This is a genomic window from Streptomyces sp. NPDC036815 (assembly GCF_055609205.1).
In genome coordinates, this window is record NZ_JBVJPW010000007.1 from 200,512 (window position 1) to 219,112 (window position 18,601).

The following is an 18,601-nucleotide window of genomic DNA, read 5'->3' on the forward strand; positions in this document are numbered from 1 at the left end:
GGGGCACCCGCACCATCCGCCCCCTTCGCACCCATCGGCAGGAGAACGCAATGGCAGGCTTTCTGGATCGCGCCAAAGAGCAGGCCCAGCGGGGCCTCACGCAGGGCAAGCAGAAGATCGACGAGGTCCAGGAGAAGCGCGCGGGCGACGCCCTCCTGAAGAAGCTGGGCGCCGCGTACTACGCGGAGCGGCGGGGCACCGGCTCCGCCCAGGCCACTCAGCAGGCGCTGCAGGCCCTGGAGTCCCACATCGCGACGCATGGCGACGGCTTCCTGCACGCCAACTGACCGGATCGGCTCGCACGCTGCCCGAACAGGCCCCGAATCGGTTCCGAACAGCTGGTTACGGCACCGGAGTTCCGGTACAAGCAGGGCGTACGAGACGGTCCGCGACCGGCGGCCGTCGCGCCTTGCGAAGAAGGCCGCCATGTCCCCACCCATGTCCGCGGGCCGGTTCCTGGACATCCTGCGAGACGAAGGCGTGACCGTCGTCGAAGTCGGCGACTGGGAGCACCACAACCGCAACCACAAGGGCCCCTGGGGCCCCATGCACGGCGTGATGATCCACCACACCGTGACCTCGGGCAGCCAGCGCACGGTGGAGATCTGCCGCGACGGTTACGCGTCGCTGCCGGGTCCGCTCTGCCACGGCGTCATCACCAAGGACGGCCACGTCCACCTCGTGGGCTACGGCCGCGCCAACCACGCGGGGCTCGGCGACGACGACGTGCTGCGCGCCGTCATCGCCGAGAAGCGGCTGCCTCCGGACAACGAGGCGAACACCGACGGCAACCGCCACTTCTACGGCTTCGAGTGCGAGAACCTCGGCGACGGCGAGGACCCCTGGCCCGACGAGCAGCTCGAAGCGATCGAGAAGGTCTCGGCGGCGATCTGCCGCCAGCACGGCTGGACGGAACGCTCCGTGATCGGCCACCTGGAGTGGCAGCCGGGCAAGATCGACCCGCGCGGCTTCACGATGGACTCGATGCGCGACCGCATCGAGGAACGCCTCAAATAACCCCACCCCGAGGAACGCCCGGGGAGCCCCGGCACAGGGCTCCCCTGCCGGACGCCGTCCCGCGGGGGACAATGGCGGGGTGCGTCCCACCCCGCCCGCAGGCCTGCGCCCCCGGCTGCCGTCCCCGTTGCAGCCCCTGGAGGACGACCGTTTCGCCCGGCGCGGCGTACGGCTGCTGCTCAAGCGCGACGACCTGATCCACCCCGACCTGCCGGGCAACAAGTACCGCAAGCTCGTCCTGAACCTCCGGGCCGCGGCCGAGGCGGGCCACGACACGCTCCTCACCTTCGGCGGCGCCTACTCCAACCACCTGCGCGCCACCGCCGCGGCGGGCCGCCTCCTGGGTTTCGCCACGATCGGCGTCGTCCGCGGCGACGAGCTCGCCGGGCACCCCCTGAACCCCTCCCTGACGCGCTGCGCGGCCGACGGCATGCGCCTGCACTTCGTCGACCGGACGACGTACCGGCACAAGGCCCAACCCGACACACTGGCCGCGCTCCTGCGCGCGACGGACGCCCCGGACGCGTACGTGATCCCCGAGGGCGGCAGCAACAGCCTTGCCGTACGGGGCTGTACGGCACTCGGCGAGGAGCTGCGCGAGCACACCGATGTGGCGGCCGTGGCGTGCGGCACGGGAGGCACCCTCGCGGGCCTGGCCGCCGGCCTCGGCCCGGACCGTCACGCCCTGGGAATACCCGTCCTCAAAGGCGGCTTCCTGGGCGGCGACATAGCGGACCTGCAGCGGCGGACGTTCGGCGAGCCGACCGCCAACTGGCACCTCGACGACCGCTTCCACTGCGGCGGCTACGCCCGCACCCCGCCCGAACTGCTCGAATTCGCCGAGGACTTCGAGGCCCGCCACGGCCCCGCGACGGGCCTCTCCGTGGAGCGGCTCTACGTCGCCAAGCTCCTGTACGCCCTGACCGCCCTCTCCGAAGAGGGCGCCTTCCGGCCCGGCACCCGCCTCACCGCGGTCATCACCGGGACGGCCTAGGGTCTTTCGTTTGGATCAGGCCGGATCAGGGAGCGGGGCCTGGTGCGTGCGATCGCAAGGCGGAGGAGGGCGGCAACGCGATGGGGGTGCCCCCTGCTCGAGCGAAGCCTCGAGCTTGGGGGAGTTGACAACCGACGACAACGCCGCGAGCGTGCGTGCCAGGCCCCGCGAGCCCGGCCTGATCCAAACGAAAGGCCCTAGACCGCTCGGCCCCCGCTCAGTCCTCGAGCTCCCGGTGGGCGGCGGCCTCCTCCAGGTCCAGCTTGCGCAGCAGCGTCCTCATCATCTCGTCGTCGATGCGCCGCTCGTCCCGCATCTTCACGAACACCTCGCGCTCCGCTTCGATCGCCTCGCGCGCCAGCCGGCGGTAGGTGTCGTCCGCCGACTCCCCTGTCACGGGGTTGGATTGGCCCAGCCGCTCCCACACGGAGTTGCGGCGCCGCTCCAGAACGGTGCGCAGACGGTCCTGGAGGGGCTCTGGCAGGCGATTGCGCTCCTCCCGCATGAGTTCCTCCACCCGTGCCTCCGCGGCCTGTGAGGCGGCGTTCTGCGCCTGCGCCTCCGCGAGCGTCTGCGCCTGCGCGTCACGGCCGGGCAGTTTCAGGACACGGATGAGCCACGGCAGCGAGAGGCCCTGCACGACGAGCGTGCCGATCACCGTGGTGAACGTCAGAAACAGGACAAGATTGCGCGCCGCGAAGGGCTGCCCGTCGTCCATGACCAGCGGGATGGAGAAGGCGATGGCGAGCGAGACCACGCCCCGCATCCCGGCCCAGCTGACGATCAGCGGCCGCCGCCAGTCCAGATCGCCCTCACGCTCCCTGATCCGGGCCGACATCCCGCGCGGCAGGTACGTCGCCGGATACGACCACACGAAGCGCACCACGACGACGAAGACGAAGACCCCGACCGCGTACCAGACCGCCTGCCCCACGCTGTACTCGCCGAGCCCCTTGAGCACGACGGGCAGTTGCAGGCCGATGAGCGCGAACACGGTCGACTCCAGGATGAACGCGACGACCTTCCACACCGCCGCCTCCTGCAGCCGCGTCTCGAAGTCGACCTGCCAGGACCGGTGGCCCAGGTAGAGGGCGACGACGACCACGGCGAGCACTCCGGAGGCGCCGACCTGTTCCGCGGCGGCATACGCGACGAAGGGGATGAGCAGCGACAGCGTGTTCTGCAGCATCGCCTCCTTCAGGTGGGTGCGCAGCCAGTGGATCGGCACCATGAGGAGCAGCCCGACGCCGACCCCGCCGACCGCCGCCATCAGGAACTCCCGGATGCCGCCCGCCCAGCTCGCGCCCTCGCCGACCGCTGCGGCGAGCGCCACCTTGTAGGCGGTGATCGCGGTCGCGTCGTTCACCAGGGACTCGCCCTGCAGGATCGTGGTGATCCGCGAGGGCAGCCCCACCCGGCGCGCGACGGCGGTCGCCGCGACCGCGTCCGGGGGCGCGATCACCGCGCCCAGGACGAGTGCGGCGGTCAGCGGCAGGTCGGGGATGAGCAGGTACGCGAGCCAGCCGACGGCGACCGTGGCGAACAGGACGTACCCGACGGAGAGCAGGGCGACGGGCCTGAGGTTGGCGCGCAGGTCCAGGTAGGAGCTCTCCAGGGCGGCCGTGTGCAGCAGCGGGGGCAGGATCAGCGGCAGCACGACGTGCGGGTCGAGGTGGTAGTCGGGCACTCCGGGGACGTACGAGGCGATGAGCCCCGCCCCCACCAGGAGCAGCGGGGCCGGCACGGGCGTCCTGCGCGCCACCCCCGCCACCACGGCGCTCGCCGCGATCAGTGCCACCAGGGGCAATACATCCATCGCCGGACTCTCCGCCCTCCGCGTTCCGTCGTAACCTGGCAATCATGAACGAGTGCCCGCACGTCGCCGCGCTGCCGCACCCCGAGGTGTCACCGCTGAGCGAAACGTGTCTCGAGTGCCAGGCGGCCGGCAGTCACCCGGTCCAGCTCCGGCTCTGCCTGGAGTGCGGGCACGTGGGCTGCTGCGACTCGTCGCCCTTCCAGCATGCGACGGCGCACTTCAAGGAGACCTCACACCCAGTGATGAGGACCTTCGAGCCGGGCGAGAGCTGGCGCTGGTGCTTCGTGGACGGTTCGATCGTCTGACGCCTGGGTACGTCAACCCGGCACCCGTTCTTTCCAATTGGGCCTGCGCGACCCCTAGCCACTGTCCGTACTCATAGGCTTACTATGAGTGACAGCATCGGGTGGGGTCCCCGGGACACGGAACTGGGGAGCGCGGTAGCGTCACCGCAGAAAGAAGTGGTGCGTTACCCGTGTGACGCAGTCCGGACCACCGCTGGACGTTGGGCCCGGAACCCCGAAAGTGCTTGTACCACCTTGGAGGTGAGGGTGTCCCAGATCGCAGGCGAGCCCGGGAATCAGGACTTCGTGGAAGTCCGTCTTCCGGCTGCGGGTGCCTACCTGTCTGTGCTGCGGACGGCGACCGCCGGCCTCGCGGCGCGTTTGGACTTCACTCTCGACGAGATCGAGGACCTCCGTATCGCGGTCGACGAAGCCTGCGCGATCCTGCTCCAGCAGGCCGTGCCCGGCTCCGTGCTCAGCTGCGTCTTCCGCCTCGTCGACGACTCGTTGGAGGTGACGGTCTCGGCGCCCACGACCGACGGCCGGGCCCCGGAGCGGGACACCTTCGCCTGGACTGTGCTGTCGGCCCTCGCGGGCCAGGTCGACTCCACCGTCGCCGAGGACAACACCGTCTCGATCAGCCTCTACAAGAAGCGCGGCGCGGGACCCGGGCCGGCGTGAGGAACGGGGACGGGCCGGTGCGGGACGAAGAGCGCGGCACACAGGGTCTACCCGCCGACGGCAGGGAGGGGACGCGCCGCATGACCACCGGAATCCCCGAGCAGCAGGCCAAACCGCACCCTGAGGAACCGGGCCCGGTTCCGCTCAGGGTGGCCGATGTGTCGGAGCAGGCAGAGCCGACCGCCAAGGACGAGCTCAAGCGGCTCTCCGGCCGGGGCGGCGGGCGACGGGTGGGAAACATGAGCGAGCACGAGCACGGCCGGCACGATCCACAGGACCGCAGCGGCGCACGCGCGATGTTCATCGAACTGCGTTCCCTGCCGGACGGCAGTCCGGAGTACGCGGAGCTGCGCAACAGGCTGGTCCGCATGCACCTGCCGCTCGTCGAGCACCTGGCCCGTCGCTTCCGCAACCGCGGCGAGCCCCTCGACGACCTCACCCAGGTCGCCACGATCGGGCTGATCAAGTCCGTGGACCGGTTCGACCCGGAGCGCGGCGTGGAGTTCTCCACGTACGCGACACCGACGGTCGTCGGCGAGATCAAGCGGCACTTCCGCGACAAGGGGTGGGCGGTCCGCGTCCCGCGGCGCCTTCAGGAGCTGCGTCTGGCGCTGACGACGGCGACGGCCGAGCTGTCGCAGTTGCACGGCCGCTCCCCCACCGTGCACGAGCTGGCCGAGAAACTGGCCATCTCCGAAGAGGAGGTCCTTGAGGGCCTGGAGTCGGCCAACGCCTACTCCACGCTGTCCCTGGACGTCCCCGACACGGACGACGAGTCCCCTGCCGTCGCGGACACCCTGGGCGCCGAGGACGAGGCCCTGGAGGGCGTCGAGTACCGCGAGTCGCTCAAGCCCCTCCTGGAAGACCTGCCGCCGCGCGAGAAGCGCATCCTGCTGCTGCGCTTCTTCGGCAACATGACCCAGTCGCAGATCGCGCAGGAGGTCGGCATCTCCCAGATGCACGTCTCCCGCCTGCTGGCGCGGACGCTCGCGCAGCTGCGCGAAAAGCTGCTGGTCGAGGAGTAGTCACTCCCCGTAGTCACCCTGCGGGGATCACTCCTGGTAACCGCTTACGCGGGGACGCTCCCCGCGGTCACTTCCTCCTACCGGACGCGTACCCGCTACTTCTGGTCCTGAACGTTGCCGGGGCCCTGGATCCCGAGGGCCTCGGTCGTCGCCGGATTGATCAGGAGCACGAGCGAGGCGACGGCCGCGACGGCCAGGACGATGCCGGCCGGAATCGCCACGCTGTCGGCCTGGAGCATCTGCCAGGCCACCGGGAGCGCCATGATCTGCGTGATGATCGCGGGCCCGCGGCTCCAGCGGCGCAGCTTCATCAGTCCGCGGGCGGCGAGCAGCGGAAGCAGCGCGAGGACGATCAGCGTGACGCCGCCCGTCTCGGCCTGCCGGGCGTCGTCGGGTGATCCCGCGAGACCCATCGCAAGCATGTACACACCCCCGGCGAGGAGGGCGAGACCCTCCAGTGCGACCAGGGCCGCGGCGGCGGTCACCCGTGCGGGTCGGGGGCCCGGCTCGGGCGGCTCCGGGGTTTCGGGGGTGGATTTCCGCTCAGTACTCACCCCAGCAGGGTAGCTCCGGGCGCCCTCGCCCCGGCACCTCGGTCTAGGCCGGGTAAAGACGGCTAGGTAGTCTGCTGCGCATGCGTGCACTCCTCGTGGTCAACCCGGCGGCAACCACCACCAGTGCGCGTACGCGTGATGTGCTGGTCCACGCCCTGGCGAGCGAGATGAAGCTCGACGCGGTCACCACGGAGTACCGCGGGCACGCCAGAGACCTCGGCCGGCAGGCCGCGGAGAGCAAGGACATCGAGCTGGTGGTCGCCCTCGGCGGCGACGGCACCGTCAACGAAGTCGTCAACGGACTGCTGCACCACGGCCCCGATCCGGACCGCCTGCCCCGCCTGGCCGTCGTCCCCGGCGGCTCCACCAACGTCTTCGCGCGGGCCCTTGGGCTGCCGAACGACGCCGTGGAGGCCACCGGCGCCCTCCTGGACGCCCTGCGTGAGGGAAGCGAGCGCACGGTGGGCCTGGGCATCGCGGGCGGCACACCGGGCACGGAGGACGAAGCCGTGCCCTCGCGCTGGTTCACGTTCTGTGCGGGCCTCGGTTTCGACGGCGGCGTCGTCGGCAGGGTCGAACAGCAGCGTGAACTCGGCCGCCGCTCCACCCATGCCCTCTATGTGCGCCAGGTGCTGCGCCAGTTCATCGACGAACCGCACCGCAGGCACGGAATGATCACCCTGGAGCGGCCCGGCGAGGACCCGGTGACCGACCTCGTGATGTCGATAGTCTGCAACACCTCTCCCTACTCCTACCTGGGCAATCGCCCCTTGTACGCCTCCCCGCTCGCCTCCTTCGACACAGGTCTGGACGTCCTCGGCCTGAAGAAGCTGTCCACCGCGGCGGTGGCCCGTTACGGCACTCAACTGCTGACGTCGACGCCGGATCGCGGACCGCACGGTAAGCACGCGGTTACGCTCCACGACCTCACGGACTTCACCTTGCAATCGAAGGTGCCCCTGCCCCTCCAGATGGACGGTGACCACTTGGGGCTGCGGACGAGCGTGACGTTCACAGGCGTACGCCGTGCACTGCGTGTGATTGTGTGAGTAGAAGGGCCTAAAGTCCTTTCACTCGAACGTTTAGGCCAGGGTCCACCCCATAGAAGTACGGCTGTGACCCAGCCGACACTGAGGAATCAAAAAAAACTTTCCTGAAGGGGTTGTATCCGCCGCCGAGGTTTGCGAATCTCTACATGGCGATCGGGACGGCCCGCAACATCGGCCCCACAGAAAGCCAGAACCCCTCCTCCACCACAGGTCCACACCAGGCAACTGGGCGTCGGCCCTTCCCGTGCGGGGGGATTCGTGAAAGCGTTCACATTCACAAGCAACCTGCATGTAATACCAAGGAGAGGTAGCAGCCATGGACTGGCGTCACAACGCCGTTTGCCGCGAGGAAGACCCCGAGCTCTTCTTCCCCATCGGCAACACCGGTCCTGCGCTGCTGCAGATCGAGGAAGCCAAGGCCGTCTGCCGCCGCTGCCCCGTCATGGAGCAGTGCCTGCAGTGGGCGCTCGAGTCCGGCCAGGACTCCGGCGTCTGGGGTGGCCTCAGCGAGGACGAGCGCCGCGCAATGAAGCGCCGTGCCGCTCGCAACCGTGCACGCCAGGCCAGCGCCTGACGTTCACGCCCCCCACGAGCCTGAGCTTGGCGGCGCGTACAGCGAGTACGCAACTCCCGCCCCCGAGCCGCAGCCGCGCAGTACCCCCGATGCGCATCGCAACGTGAGCAGTGAGCCCCGGACCTCAGGGTCCGGGGCTCACTGCTTTCGTCTGTCCGGCCGTCGGCGCCCGCCCGGCCGTTTGCCGCTGCTACGTGTTGTCGCTGCTACGCGCTGTCGCTACTTGTCGCCGCGCACCGGAACGTCGAGGACGACCTGCGTGCCGCGCTCCGGAGCCCGGACCATGTCGAAGGTGCCGCCCAACTCGCCCTCGACGAGCGTGCGGACGATCTGCAGGCCGAGATTGCCGGACCGGTGCGGGTCGAAGTCCTCGGGAAGTCCGACACCGTCGTCCTGGACGGTGATCAGCAGCCGCGCTTCCTTGGTGGTGCCGCCCCGCACGGCGGACACCTCGACCGTGCCGGTGTCGCCCTCGCGGAAACCGTGCTCGAGCGCGTTCTGCAGGATTTCCGTGAGCACCATCGACAGCGGCGTCGCGACCTCCGCGTCGAGGATGCCGAAGCGGCCGGTGCGCCGGCCCGTGACCTTGCCGGGTGAGATCTCGGCGACCATCGCGAGCACCCGGTCGGCGATCTCGTCGAACTCCACGCGCTCGTCCAGGTTCTGGGAGAGCGTCTCGTGGACGATGGCGATGGAGCCCACGCGGCGCACCGCCTCCTCCAGGGCCTCACGGCCCGTGGCGGAGTCGATGCGGCGGGCCTGCAGGCGCAACAGCGCGGCGACCGTCTGGAGGTTGTTCTTCACCCGGTGGTGGATCTCCCGGATGGTGGCGTCCTTGGTGATCAACTCCCGCTCGCGGCGGCGGAGTTCGGTGACGTCACGCAGGAGGACGAGCGATCCGATGCGGGGGCCCTTGGGCTTGAGCGGGATCGCACGCAGCTGGATCACGCCGTCGCCGCCCTCGATCTCGAACTCGCGCGGCGCCCAGCCGCTCGCGAGCTTGGCCAGGGCCTCATCCACCGGGCCGCGGGACGGGGCGAGTTCGGCCGTCGCCGTGCCGAGGTGGTGGCCGACGAGGTCGGACGCGAGGCCGAGACGGTGGTACGCGGAGAGGGCGTTCGGCGACGCGTACTGCACGACGCCGTCGGCGTCCAGGCGCACCAGACCGTCGCCCACGCGCGGGGAGGCGTCCATGTCGACCTGCTGCCCCGGGAAGGGGAACGATCCTGCGGCGATCATCTGCGCGAGGTCGGACGCCGACTGGAGGTAGGTCAGCTCCAGGCGCGACGGTGTGCGCACGGTCAGCAGGTTGGTGTTGCGGGCGATGACGCCCAGGACGCGCCCTTCCCTGCGTACGGGAATGGACTCGACGCGCACCGGGACCTCTTCGCGCCACTCCGGGTCGCCCTCGCGCACGATGCGCCCCTCGTCCAGGGCGGCGTCGAGGAGGGGCCGGCGGCCGCGCGGCACGAGGTGGCCGACCATGTCGTCCTGATAGGAGGTGGGGCCCGTGTTGGGCCGCATCTGCGCCACGGAGACGTAGCGGGTTCCGTCGCGCGTGGGGACCCAGAGCACCAGGTCGGCGAAGGAGAGGTCGGAGAGCAACTGCCACTCCGAGACCAGCAGGTGCAGCCACTCGAGGTCGGAGTCACCGAGGGCGGTGTGCTGGCGTACGAGGTCGTTCATGGAGGGCACGTGCGCGAGCGTACCTTTCGCTTCCGGCGGGTCCGCTCCGTGGAGTTTCCGGCGGGAGGCCGGGCGAGGCGGGAGGGCTCCGGCGGTCCCGACGAGCCGCGGCGCCAGGGCGGGACCCTCAACCCGCCCACGGCACCGCAGCCCTTCAGGTGCATCGGCCGCCAGAATGTGCGGTACTGAACAGCCGATCGGGAGGATCCGACGCAGTCAGGGCAGAGAGCGCCGGTTCCTCGATCCGCTCTCCTGTGCGGGAAGAGCGGAGGCTTTACCCACGCATTGTGGACTAGACCATTCTCCCATGTCTATGCGTCTACAGATGTTTGTCGTTGTCTCTTTCTCCGACGTGTGGACGAGGCATGGACTCGACCGGACTCGACGGTCAGGCCCCATTGTCCACCGGGGTGCGCGCCTGTGGCCACGCCCGCATCGCGAGATCGGCGACCGCCTCCAGGTCTTCCCTGGTGGCCCCGTCCCTGGCCTGCTGCGACATGCCCTGGAAGACCGCCGCCGTGTACCGGGTGAGGGCGGTGGGGTCGGTGTCGCCGGGCAGCTCCCCCGCCGCGACGGCCGCGCGGATACGGGACTCGATGACCGCCACGTTGGCGTTCCGCCGCTCGCGCAGGGCTTCCTCCACCTCCGGCGTCGTGCAGTTGGTGGCCGCCGAGATGACGAGGCAGCCGCGGGGGCGGCCCGGGTCGGTGAACTCGGCCGCGGCCTCGCGCAGCATCCGTGACACGGCGCCGCGCGCCGTCGGCTCCTCGTCGAGGGCGCGGCCGCCGAAGGCGCCGTGGGTGAGGCCGTACCGCACGACGACCTCGTCGAAGAGGCTGCGCTTGTCGCCGAAGGCGGCATAGAGGCTGGGCGCGCCGATCCCCATGGCGCGCGTCAGGTCGGAGACCGAGGTCCCCTCGTATCCGTGCTCCCAGAAGACGCGGATCGCCTGCTCCAACGCCGTGTCGCGGTCGAAGGAGCGGGGGCGGCCGCGCTGTTTCGTCGCCATGGAGTGAATTGTATAGCGGGCGCTAGTAAATGGTGCCGGAGTCGGGTACGGTCCTTTCTGTAGCGACCACTAGAGAAAGAGGGGGCGCCTGACATGAGTGCGTCTACGGGCAGGCTTGCGGGGAAGACGGCGCTGGTCACGGGCGGGAGCCGGGGCATCGGCCGAGGCATCGCCGAGCGACTCGGGCGGGACGGCGCACGGGTGGCCGTGCACTACGGCAGCAACGAGGTGGCCGCGAAGGAGACGGTCGCCGCGATCGAGGCGGCGGGCGGGTCCGCCTTCGCGATCGGCGCGGAGCTGGGGGTGCCCGGCGACGCCGAGGCGCTCTGGTCGGAGTTCGACCGGCACGCGGACGGCCTGGACGTCCTGGTGAACAACGCGGGCATCGGCCTGTACAGCCAAGTGGGAGAGGTCAAGGAGGAGGATTACGAACGGGTGTTCGCGGTCAACACCAAGGCGCTCTTCTTCGTCGTACAGAAGGGGCTCAGTCGGCTGCGCGACGGCGGCCGCATCATCAACATCTCCTCCGGTGTCACCCGGATCGCCTTCCCGATCACCATCGCGTACTCGATGACGAAGGGCGCGGTGAACGTCTTCACCCACACGCTGGCGCAGGAGCTGGGACCGCGTGGGATCACGGTCAACGCGGTGGCCCCGGGGATCATCCAGACGGAAATGATGGACGGGCTCCCCGAGGGACAGCAGGCGGAGATGGCGGGGTACTCGGCCTTCAACCGGATAGGCCAGCCCGGCGACGTGGCGGACATCGTCGCCTTCGTCTCCTCGGACGACGCCCGCTGGATCACCGGGCAGTACATCGACGCGACGGGCGGGTCGGTACTGGGGGTGTGATGACGGCGACCTGAGAGGCCGGTCGCCCGGAGCCGGGCCCGGCTCCGGGCGGGATGGGGCTGTCCGCCGGGGATTGTTCGACGGGGGTTCGACGGGGATTCGACAGGGATTGTTCGACGGGCGGAGGCGGCGGGGAGGGCCGAGCATGGACTGGAGGAATCGACTGTTCTGGCGGCACAGCTCTGCTAGATTGGTCTATACCACCAGCCCCCGGGAGTTCCTCTCACTCCTCCCGCAGTCCACCCTCTCCAGATCGGCAGGCCCAGCGTGGAAGTTGTCATCGTCCCGGACGCCAAGGCAGGCGGCGAGCTCATCGCGGAGGCCATGGCCGCCCTGGTGCGCCGTAAGCCTGACGCCCTGCTCGGTGTCGCCACCGGGTCCACCCCGCTGCCCATCTACGAAGCGCTGGCCGCCAAGGTCGCCGCCGGTTCCGTGGACGCCTCGCGTGCGCGCATCTGCCAGCTCGACGAGTACGTGGGGCTGCCCACCGGGCACCCCGAGTCGTACCGCTCCGTCGTCCTGCGTGAGGTCGTCGAGCCGCTGGGGTTGAGCGAGGCCTCCTTCATGGGTCCGGACGGCAGCGCCGAGGACGTGCAGGCGGCGTGCGTGGCGTACGACAAGGCGCTCGCCGAAGCCGGGGGCGTCGACCTCCAGCTGCTGGGGATCGGCACGGACGGGCACATCGGGTTCAACGAGCCGTGCTCGTCGCTCGCTTCGCGTACGCGGATCAAGACGCTGACGGAGCAGACGCGGGTGGACAACGCGCGCTTCTTCGACGGGGACATCGAGCAGGTGCCCCACCACGTGATCACCCAGGGGATCGGGACGATCCTGGAGGCGCGGCACCTGGTGCTGCTCGCCACGGGTGAGGGCAAGGCGGACGCGGTGGCCGCGACGGTCGAGGGCCCTGTCGCCTCGGTCGTGCCCGCCTCCGCGCTTCAGCTGCACCCGCACGCCACGGTCGTCGTGGACGAGGCCGCCGCCTCCAAGCTGAAGCTGGCGGACTACTTCCGGCACACGTATGCGGACAAGCCCGACTGGCAGGGTCTGTAAGCGAGTTGGGATACGGGGGTCCGGATACAGGTTTTCGGGCACGGGCCCGGATACGACCCGGATACGACCCGGATACGAAAGGGGCGCCCCCCCACTCGGGGGCGCCCCTTCGTCTTGCCCGGTGAGCCCGATGCGGCTCGGTGAGTCCGGTGCGGCTCGGTCGGCCGGATGCGGCTCGGGGGTCAGGCTCCCGTGACGGCCTCCGCCGCCGCCTCGCCGCAGACGCGCGACGCGCCCCGCGTGGCGATGTGGATCGCGCCGGTGGGGGCGGACTGCGGGACGCCCATCTCGACGACGACCGTGTCGGGGCGGGCCGAGACGAGCGTGGTCAGGGCATCGGCCATCCACGCGTGGCGGTGGGCGTCGCGGACCACGGCCACGATGCGGCGCTCCCCCGCCGCCGCGAGGGCCCGGGCGCCCGAACCGTCGCCGGAGAAGGTGCCCGACGTCGTGCCGGGGAAGCGGCGCTCCAGCTCGGCGGTCACGCCCCAGGGGGTCTCGTCGCCGACCGCGATGTTCGGCACCGGGGAGAAGGTCGCGACGTAGGGGGCCTCGCCGACCGGAGCCGCGTAGGTGGCGCCGCGGGTGACCGTCAGGGCGCGGCGGGCCGCGACCAGTCCGATCCCGGTGTCGGGCGCGCCCCCCGAGAGATCGGTCGCGCCCGACACCGAGGTCCAGCCCGCCAGGGCGCGCACGCGGTCGGCCGCCTCGGCGAGCCGTTCCTCGGGCAGTTCGCCCGAGCGCACCGCGGCGACGAAGGCGTCCCGCAGCCGCAGCACGGTCCCCTCGTCCGAGGGGCCGCCGCCCGTGCAGATCGCGTCGGCTCCGGCGGCGATGGCGAGGACACAGCCGCGCTCGAAGCCGTACGTGCCGGCGATCGCCTGCATGTCCATGCCGTCGGTGACGATGAGTCCCTCGTAGCCGAACTCCTCGCGGAGCAGGCCGGTCAGGATGCGGCGGGAGAGCGTTCCGGGGTTGTCCGGGTCCAGGGCCGGGGCCAGCACGTGGGCGCTCATCACGGCCCGCGTGCCGGCGGCGATCGCGGCGCGGAACGGCGCCAGGTCACGGGAGTTGAGGACGTCCCGGTCGACGTCGATGACCGGCACGGAGTGGTGCGAGTCGATCGCCGTGTCGCCGTGGCCGGGGAAGTGCTTGGCGGAGGTGGCGACGCCGGAGGACTGCATGCCCTCGACGTAGGCGGCGGTGTGCCGGGCGACCAGTTCGGGGTCCGCGCCGAAGGAGCGTACGCCGATGACGGGGTTGTCGGGGTTGGCGTTGACGTCCGCGGACGGCGCCCAGTTGAGGTTGACGCCGCAGGCGGCCAGGCGGCGGCCGAGGTCGGCGGCCACCTCGCGGGTCAGCGCGGTGTCGTCGACGGCGCCGAGGGCGTGGTTGCCCGGGTAGGAGGAGCCGGTCCGCACCTCCAGGCGGGTGACGTCGCCGCTCTCCTCGTCGATGGCGACCAGGAGGTCGTCGCGCTCGGCGCGCAGCTGCGCGGTGAGGGCGGCGACCTGCTCGGCGGTCTGCACGTTGCGGCCGAAGAGGCTGACGGAGGCGAGGCCTTCGCCGATCCGGCGGCGCACCCAGTCCGGCACCGTGGCGGTGCCGTCGAAGCCGGGCTGGAGAACGGCGAGGGCGTTGCGGGTGAGGGTGTCACCGGCGTGCGTCGTGACTGTCGTCATCAGGCGTTATCCCTTCACTGCGCCGTCGGTCAGGCCGCTGACGGCCCTGCGCTGCAGGAAGACGAAGAGGATGAGGATCGGGATGGCGAAGAGCGAGGCGGCCGCCATCGTGGCGCCCCAGTCGTCGCCGAAGGCGGTCTGGAAGCTGGACAGCCACACCGGCAGGGTCTTGGACTCGGCTTCCTTGTTGAGCACCAGGACCAGCGGGAACTCGTTCCAGGCGGTGATGAAGCCGAAGAGCGAGGTCGACATGAGGCCCGGGGCGAGCAGCGGAAGGATCACGCGGACGAAGGCCTGCATGCGGGTGCAGCCGTCGACCATGGCGGACTCCTCCAGCTCCTTGGGCACGGCGGCGACGAAGCCGCGCAGCGTGAGGAGGGTGAAGGGGAGGATCATCACCATGTAGAAGAGGGTCAGCGGGATCAGGCTGTTCAGCATGTCCGCGTCGCGCACGATGATGTAGATCGCGATGACCATGACTTCCCACGGCGCCATCTGCGCCAGCATGAAGCCGATGATGAAGCCGCGCCGGCCCTTGAAGCGCATCCGGGCGAGGGCGAACGCCGCGGTCACGCCGATGATGAGGGAGAAGAGGACCGCGAGGATCGTCACGGTGAGGGAGTTGCCGACCATGGTCCAGAAGTGGTCGGCGTCGATCGCCTTCTTGAAGTGTTCGAGGGTGACGTCGGTCGGGATCCAGACCGGGTCCTCGGCGATGATGTCGCCGGTCGGCTTGAACGCCGTCGCGAACATCCAGTACACGGGGAAGACGCAGAAGACGAAGATGACGACAGCGGTCAGGTTGGGCCACAGCCGGCCCATCAGCGAGCGCTTCACAGCTCGTCCTCCTCTTGCTTGAGCACGATCCGCAGGTAGAACGAGGTGATGGCCAGCAGGATGATGATGGTGAGCAGCGCGATCGCGGCGCCCATGCCGAAGTGCTGGTTGCCCATGCCCTCGATGTAGGCGTAGACGGGCAGGATCTCGGTGAGCCGGTCGGGGCCGCCCTCGTTGATCGTGAAGACCTGTACGAACGCCTTGAAGACCCAGATGATCTCCAGGAACGTCGTGGCGTAGAGGAAGGGCCGCAGGTACGGCAGCGTCACCTGGGTGAACTGCTTCCAGGCACCGGCGCCGTCCAGGGCCGCGGCCTCGTACAGCTCCTTGGGGATGGTGGTCGTGGCGGCGTACAGGTTGATCGCCACGAAGGGGATCGACATCCAGACGATGAGCAGCAGGACGACGAAGAAGGTCGAGGCTTGCGTGGCCAGCCAGTCGTGGTCGGCCATCGAGTCGAAGCCGATCTTGGCGAGCACCCAGTTGACGACGCCGAAGCGCTGCGCGAAGAGCCACTGGTAGACGGTGCTCGCCGCGACGACGGGCATCGCCCAGGCGAGCACGAGGCCGACCAGGAGGAACGTGCGCATCTTCCGGCCGAGGCGCGCGAGCAGCAGGCCCACCAGCGTGCCGAGGACCATGATCAGCACGACGTTGACGGCGGTGAAGGCGACCGAGCGGCCGGTGACCCGCCAGAAGTCCTCGCCGGTGAGGACCTCCTTGTAGTTGTCGAATCCGTTCCACTCGGTCAAGTGCAGAATGAACTGCCGCATGTTGAGGTTCTGGAACGACAGCATCCCGTTGTTGACCAGCGGCCAGCCGAGCAGCAGCAGGGTGGCGATGATCGCGGGGGCAAGGAGCAGATAGGGCGTCAGGCCGGCGCGACGCTCCGAGGAACCGCGTGGGCTTTTTGGCTTCGGCCCGCCTTCGAGTGTCTGCACCTCCGTCGGGCCGGAGGGCGGCCGTTCGGTCTTCTGCACGGTCATGCTCGCCATCTCTTTCGTGGGCAACGCGGAGCGCTGGGGGCAGCGCGGAGAACGCAGAGAGCGCAGAGTGCGCATGGATGCGCTGGAGAGCGCATGGATGCGCCGGGGGCAGCGGGGTCGTGTCACCCGCCGCCCCCGGCAGGACGCGCGTTCTTACTGCTTCTGCGCCAGGCGCTTGTTGAGCTCGCCCTCGACCTGCTTGGCCGCGTCGGCAGGCGACTTACCGTTGAGCACCGCGGTCATGTAGTTCTTGATCGGGTTCGGCGGGTTCTCGACCGCGCCCCACTCCGGGATCAGCGGGGTGGTGCCGCCGCCGGAGGTGGCGGGGGCCGCGGCCTCGGCGGCCGGGTTGCCCTTGAGGTTGGACTCCAGCGCCTTCTTGTTCGGGATCGTGCCGCCTTCCTTGGCGAACTGGCCCTCGAACTTGTCGGACAGCGCGATCTTCAGGAACTCCTTGGCGAGCTCCTGCTTCTTGCTGGTCGCGGCGATGGCGAGGTTGGAGCCGCCGAGGAAGACGCCCTCGGGCTTGTCGGCCGTGGCGCCGGGGATCGTGAAGAAGCCGATGTCCTTCTCGATCTTCGGGTTGGCCTTGACGGCGGTGGGGGCTTCCCAGCTCATGCCGATGAAGGCGCCCGTCTTGCCCTTGGCGAAGACCTCGGCCTGCTGCGGGGTGGCCTCGTCCTTGTTCTTCGGCGCCTTGGAGAGGTCCGCGAACTCCTTGTACGTCTTCATGGCCTTGGCGACCTTGGGGTCGCCGAGGTTGGAGACGTACTTGTCGCCGTCCTTCTTGACCAGCTCGGCGCCCTCACCGATGGTCAGGCCGACGAAGTGGTACCAGTTCTGGCCCGGCATGTAGATCGGCTCGGCGTCGGTCTTCGAGCCGATCTGCTTGAGGTCCTTGAGGAACTCGGCGCGGGTCTTGGGAAGCTCCTTGATGCCGGCTTCGGCCCAGATCTTCTTGTTGTAGACCACGACGCGGTTGAGGACGAACCACGGGGCGGCGTACTGCTTGCCGTCGATGACCGAGGCCTTGTTCATCGAATCGGTCCAGTCGGCGCCGATCGACTTCTTGAGGTCGTCGAGCTCGGCGAGGCCGCCCGTCTTGGCGTACGCGGCGGTCTGGGTGTTGCCGATCTCGAAGACGTCCGGGGGGTTCTCCTCGGAGAGGGCGGTGGTCAGCTTCTGCTGGATGCCGTTCCACTGCTGGACTTCGAACTTCAGCTTCGCGCCGGTCTTCTTCTCGAAGGCGGCCGTGACGTCCTTCTGCCACTGGTCGGGCGTCGAACCGTCCATCGCCCAGAGCGTCAGGGTCTCGCCCTTGAAGCTGTCGGCTCCCCCGGCCTTCTTGTCGTCGTCGTCACTGCCGCACGCAGCGACCGAGACCAACATGCCCGCGACACCGATGGCCGCTATGAGCTTGCGCTTCACGTCACCCTCCTCAAGGGATGCCAGTCAACCCCCCACCCGCAGCGACCGAATGGACCGAGATCTGCCCGTGGGACTGGAACCTGGTCTTTAATGGTGTAGACCAGTACGGGGAGCTTGGCCTAGACCTTTAGGGGTGTCAAGGGTGTATAAGAAGGGCTGTCGCGTCCGTTATCGGACCGACACCTGAGCAGGCGGAGTCTGCTCGGCCCGTACCGTGCCACGATGTGAGCCGCGACAGACGGAGGAGCCGGTGACGGCAGCAGCACAGGAGCCGGGAAGGTCAATCATGGGCACCGAAGCGGGCAGCACAGGGGCCGATGTGGGGGTGTCCGCGGAGGGCACCGGCGTCGGCCGCACCGCGCGCGTGCCCAAGTACTACCGCCTCAAGCGGCACCTCCTCGACATGACCGAAACCCTGCCGCCCGGCACCCCCGTCCCGCCGGAGCGCACGCTCGCCGCCGAGTTCGACACCTCCCGCACGACCGTGCGCCAGGCGCTGCAGGAGCTGGTCGTCGAGGGCCGCCTGGAGCGCATCCAGGGCAAGGGCACCTTCGTCGCCAAGCCCAAGGTGTCGCAGGCCCTCCAACTCACCTCCTACACCGAGGACATGAGGGCCCAGGGCCTGGAGCCGACCTCGCAGCTCCTCGACATCGGCTACATCACCGCCGACGACACCCTCGCGGGCCTGCTCGACATCAGCGCGGGCGGCCGGGTGCTCAGGATCGAGCGGCTGCGCCTGGCCAACGGCGAGGCGATGGCCATCGAGACCACGCACCTCTCGGCCAAGCGCTTCCCGGCCCTGCGCCGCTCCCTGGTCAAGTACACCTCGCTCTACACCGCGCTCGCCGAGGTGTACGACGTCCATCTCGCGGAGGCCGAGGAGACCATCGAGACCTCGCTCGCCACCCCGCGCGAGGCGGGCCTGCTCGGCACCGACGTCGGCCTGCCGATGCTGCTGCTCTCGCGCCACTCCCTGGACGGCGCCGGCCAGCCGGTGGAGTGGGTGCGCTCCGTGTACCGCGGCGACCGGTACAAGTTCGTCGCCCGCCTCAAGAGACCCACCGACTGACGCCC

Annotated in this window: 19 protein-coding genes; 11 read left to right on the forward strand and 8 right to left on the reverse strand. The window is 69.7% G+C overall.

Features of this window, described 5'->3' with window-relative positions; all coding sequences use genetic code 11:
• The first annotated feature begins 50 nt into the window (after positions 1-50).
• The 3 genes from ACZ69I_RS17270 to ACZ69I_RS17280 all read left to right on the forward strand — a co-directional run bounded on the left by ACZ69I_RS17270 (position 51) and on the right by ACZ69I_RS17280 (position 2,011).
• Positions 51-287, forward strand: a complete 237-nt coding sequence (locus ACZ69I_RS17270; protein WP_467671177.1) for a hypothetical protein — start codon at positions 51-53, stop codon at positions 285-287.
• A 139-nt stretch (positions 288-426) separates the two neighbouring features.
• A complete protein-coding gene (locus tag ACZ69I_RS17275) occupies positions 427-1,017 on the forward strand; it encodes an N-acetylmuramoyl-L-alanine amidase (protein WP_470833000.1) in 591 nt (196 codons plus the stop codon).
• Positions 1,018-1,096: 79 nt separating this feature from the next.
• Positions 1,097-2,011, forward strand: a complete 915-nt coding sequence (locus ACZ69I_RS17280; protein ID WP_470833002.1) for a 1-aminocyclopropane-1-carboxylate deaminase/D-cysteine desulfhydrase — start codon at positions 1,097-1,099, stop codon at positions 2,009-2,011.
• Between the two features lie 217 nt (positions 2,012-2,228).
• Here the strand turns inward: ACZ69I_RS17280 and ACZ69I_RS17285 are convergent, their stop codons facing one another.
• On the reverse strand, positions 2,229-3,827 hold the full coding sequence (locus ACZ69I_RS17285; RefSeq protein ID WP_470833004.1) for a Na+/H+ antiporter: 1,599 nt from the start codon (positions 3,825-3,827) through the stop codon (positions 2,229-2,231).
• A gap of 44 nt (positions 3,828-3,871) precedes the next feature.
• Between ACZ69I_RS17285 and ACZ69I_RS17290 the strand changes: the two genes are divergently transcribed.
• The 3 genes from ACZ69I_RS17290 (at position 3,872) to ACZ69I_RS17300 (ending at position 5,817) form a co-directional block, all read left to right on the forward strand.
• Positions 3,872-4,132: a UBP-type zinc finger domain-containing protein gene (locus ACZ69I_RS17290; protein ID WP_355802944.1), complete on the forward strand. Its 261-nt coding sequence runs from the start codon at positions 3,872-3,874 to the stop codon at positions 4,130-4,132.
• A 246-nt stretch (positions 4,133-4,378) separates the two neighbouring features.
• The gene (locus ACZ69I_RS17295) at positions 4,379-4,792 is read left to right on the forward strand and encodes an ATP-binding protein (RefSeq protein WP_030780840.1); all 414 of its coding nucleotides are present in this window, start codon (positions 4,379-4,381) and stop codon (positions 4,790-4,792) included.
• A complete protein-coding gene (locus ACZ69I_RS17300) occupies positions 4,789-5,817 on the forward strand; it encodes an RNA polymerase sigma factor SigF (RefSeq protein WP_467671168.1) in 1,029 nt (342 codons plus the stop codon). Before ACZ69I_RS17295 ends, ACZ69I_RS17300 begins: the two co-directional genes overlap by 4 nt.
• A gap of 95 nt (positions 5,818-5,912) precedes the next feature.
• On the opposite strand, the gene ACZ69I_RS17305 is transcribed toward ACZ69I_RS17300, so the two are convergent.
• The gene (locus ACZ69I_RS17305) at positions 5,913-6,371 is read right to left on the reverse strand and encodes a hypothetical protein (protein ID WP_470833006.1); all 459 of its coding nucleotides are present in this window, start codon (positions 6,369-6,371) and stop codon (positions 5,913-5,915) included.
• Between the two features lie 80 nt (positions 6,372-6,451).
• Here ACZ69I_RS17305 and ACZ69I_RS17310 point away from each other — a divergent pair, with 80 nt between their 5' ends.
• Together ACZ69I_RS17310 and ACZ69I_RS17315 are read left to right on the forward strand one after the other, a co-directional pair.
• Complete coding sequence (locus ACZ69I_RS17310; protein WP_467671164.1) at positions 6,452-7,420, forward strand: diacylglycerol/lipid kinase family protein; 969 nt, start codon at positions 6,452-6,454, stop codon at positions 7,418-7,420.
• A 316-nt stretch (positions 7,421-7,736) separates the two neighbouring features.
• Positions 7,737-7,994 carry a WhiB family transcriptional regulator gene (locus tag ACZ69I_RS17315; RefSeq protein WP_016639615.1) on the forward strand — a complete coding sequence of 86 codons (258 nt, stop codon included), beginning with the start codon at positions 7,737-7,739 and terminating at the stop codon, positions 7,992-7,994.
• Positions 7,995-8,213: 219 nt separating this feature from the next.
• On the opposite strand, the gene ACZ69I_RS17320 is transcribed toward ACZ69I_RS17315, so the two are convergent.
• Positions 8,214-9,680 (reverse strand): sensor histidine kinase, encoded by a 1,467-nt coding sequence (locus ACZ69I_RS17320; protein WP_467672014.1) that lies wholly within the window; start codon positions 9,678-9,680, stop codon positions 8,214-8,216.
• Positions 9,681-10,068: 388 nt separating this feature from the next.
• A complete protein-coding gene (locus ACZ69I_RS17325) occupies positions 10,069-10,689 on the reverse strand; it encodes a TetR/AcrR family transcriptional regulator (protein WP_470833008.1) in 621 nt (206 codons plus the stop codon).
• A gap of 93 nt (positions 10,690-10,782) precedes the next feature.
• On the opposite strand from ACZ69I_RS17325, the gene ACZ69I_RS17330 reads away from it, so the two are divergent.
• Complete coding sequence (locus ACZ69I_RS17330; RefSeq protein ID WP_470833009.1) at positions 10,783-11,541, forward strand: SDR family oxidoreductase; 759 nt, start codon at positions 10,783-10,785, stop codon at positions 11,539-11,541.
• A gap of 267 nt (positions 11,542-11,808) precedes the next feature.
• On the forward strand, positions 11,809-12,594 hold the full coding sequence (gene nagB, locus ACZ69I_RS17335; RefSeq protein ID WP_470833010.1) for a glucosamine-6-phosphate deaminase: 786 nt from the start codon (positions 11,809-11,811) through the stop codon (positions 12,592-12,594).
• A 182-nt stretch (positions 12,595-12,776) separates the two neighbouring features.
• On the opposite strand, the gene ACZ69I_RS17340 is transcribed toward nagB, so the two are convergent.
• The 4 genes from ACZ69I_RS17340 to ACZ69I_RS17355 all read right to left on the reverse strand — a co-directional run bounded on the left by ACZ69I_RS17340 (position 12,777) and on the right by ACZ69I_RS17355 (position 17,527).
• Positions 12,777-14,276, reverse strand: coding sequence for a glycoside hydrolase family 3 protein (locus ACZ69I_RS17340; protein ID WP_470833012.1), 1,500 nt, complete (start codon positions 14,274-14,276; stop codon positions 12,777-12,779).
• A 6-nt stretch (positions 14,277-14,282) separates the two neighbouring features.
• Positions 14,283-15,113 (reverse strand): carbohydrate ABC transporter permease, encoded by an 831-nt coding sequence (locus ACZ69I_RS17345; RefSeq protein ID WP_467671154.1) that lies wholly within the window; start codon positions 15,111-15,113, stop codon positions 14,283-14,285.
• Positions 15,110-16,099 (reverse strand): carbohydrate ABC transporter permease, encoded by a 990-nt coding sequence (locus ACZ69I_RS17350; protein WP_467671152.1) that lies wholly within the window; start codon positions 16,097-16,099, stop codon positions 15,110-15,112. The genes ACZ69I_RS17345 and ACZ69I_RS17350 overlap by 4 nt, the downstream gene beginning before the upstream one ends.
• 153 nt (positions 16,100-16,252) lie before the next feature.
• Positions 16,253-17,527 (reverse strand): extracellular solute-binding protein, encoded by a 1,275-nt coding sequence (locus ACZ69I_RS17355; RefSeq protein ID WP_467671150.1) that lies wholly within the window; start codon positions 17,525-17,527, stop codon positions 16,253-16,255.
• 286 nt (positions 17,528-17,813) lie between these two features.
• Between ACZ69I_RS17355 and ACZ69I_RS17360 the strand changes: the two genes are divergently transcribed.
• Positions 17,814-18,596: a GntR family transcriptional regulator gene (locus tag ACZ69I_RS17360; protein WP_467671148.1), complete on the forward strand. Its 783-nt coding sequence runs from the start codon at positions 17,814-17,816 to the stop codon at positions 18,594-18,596.
• The last annotated feature ends 5 nt before the right edge of the window (positions 18,597-18,601 follow it).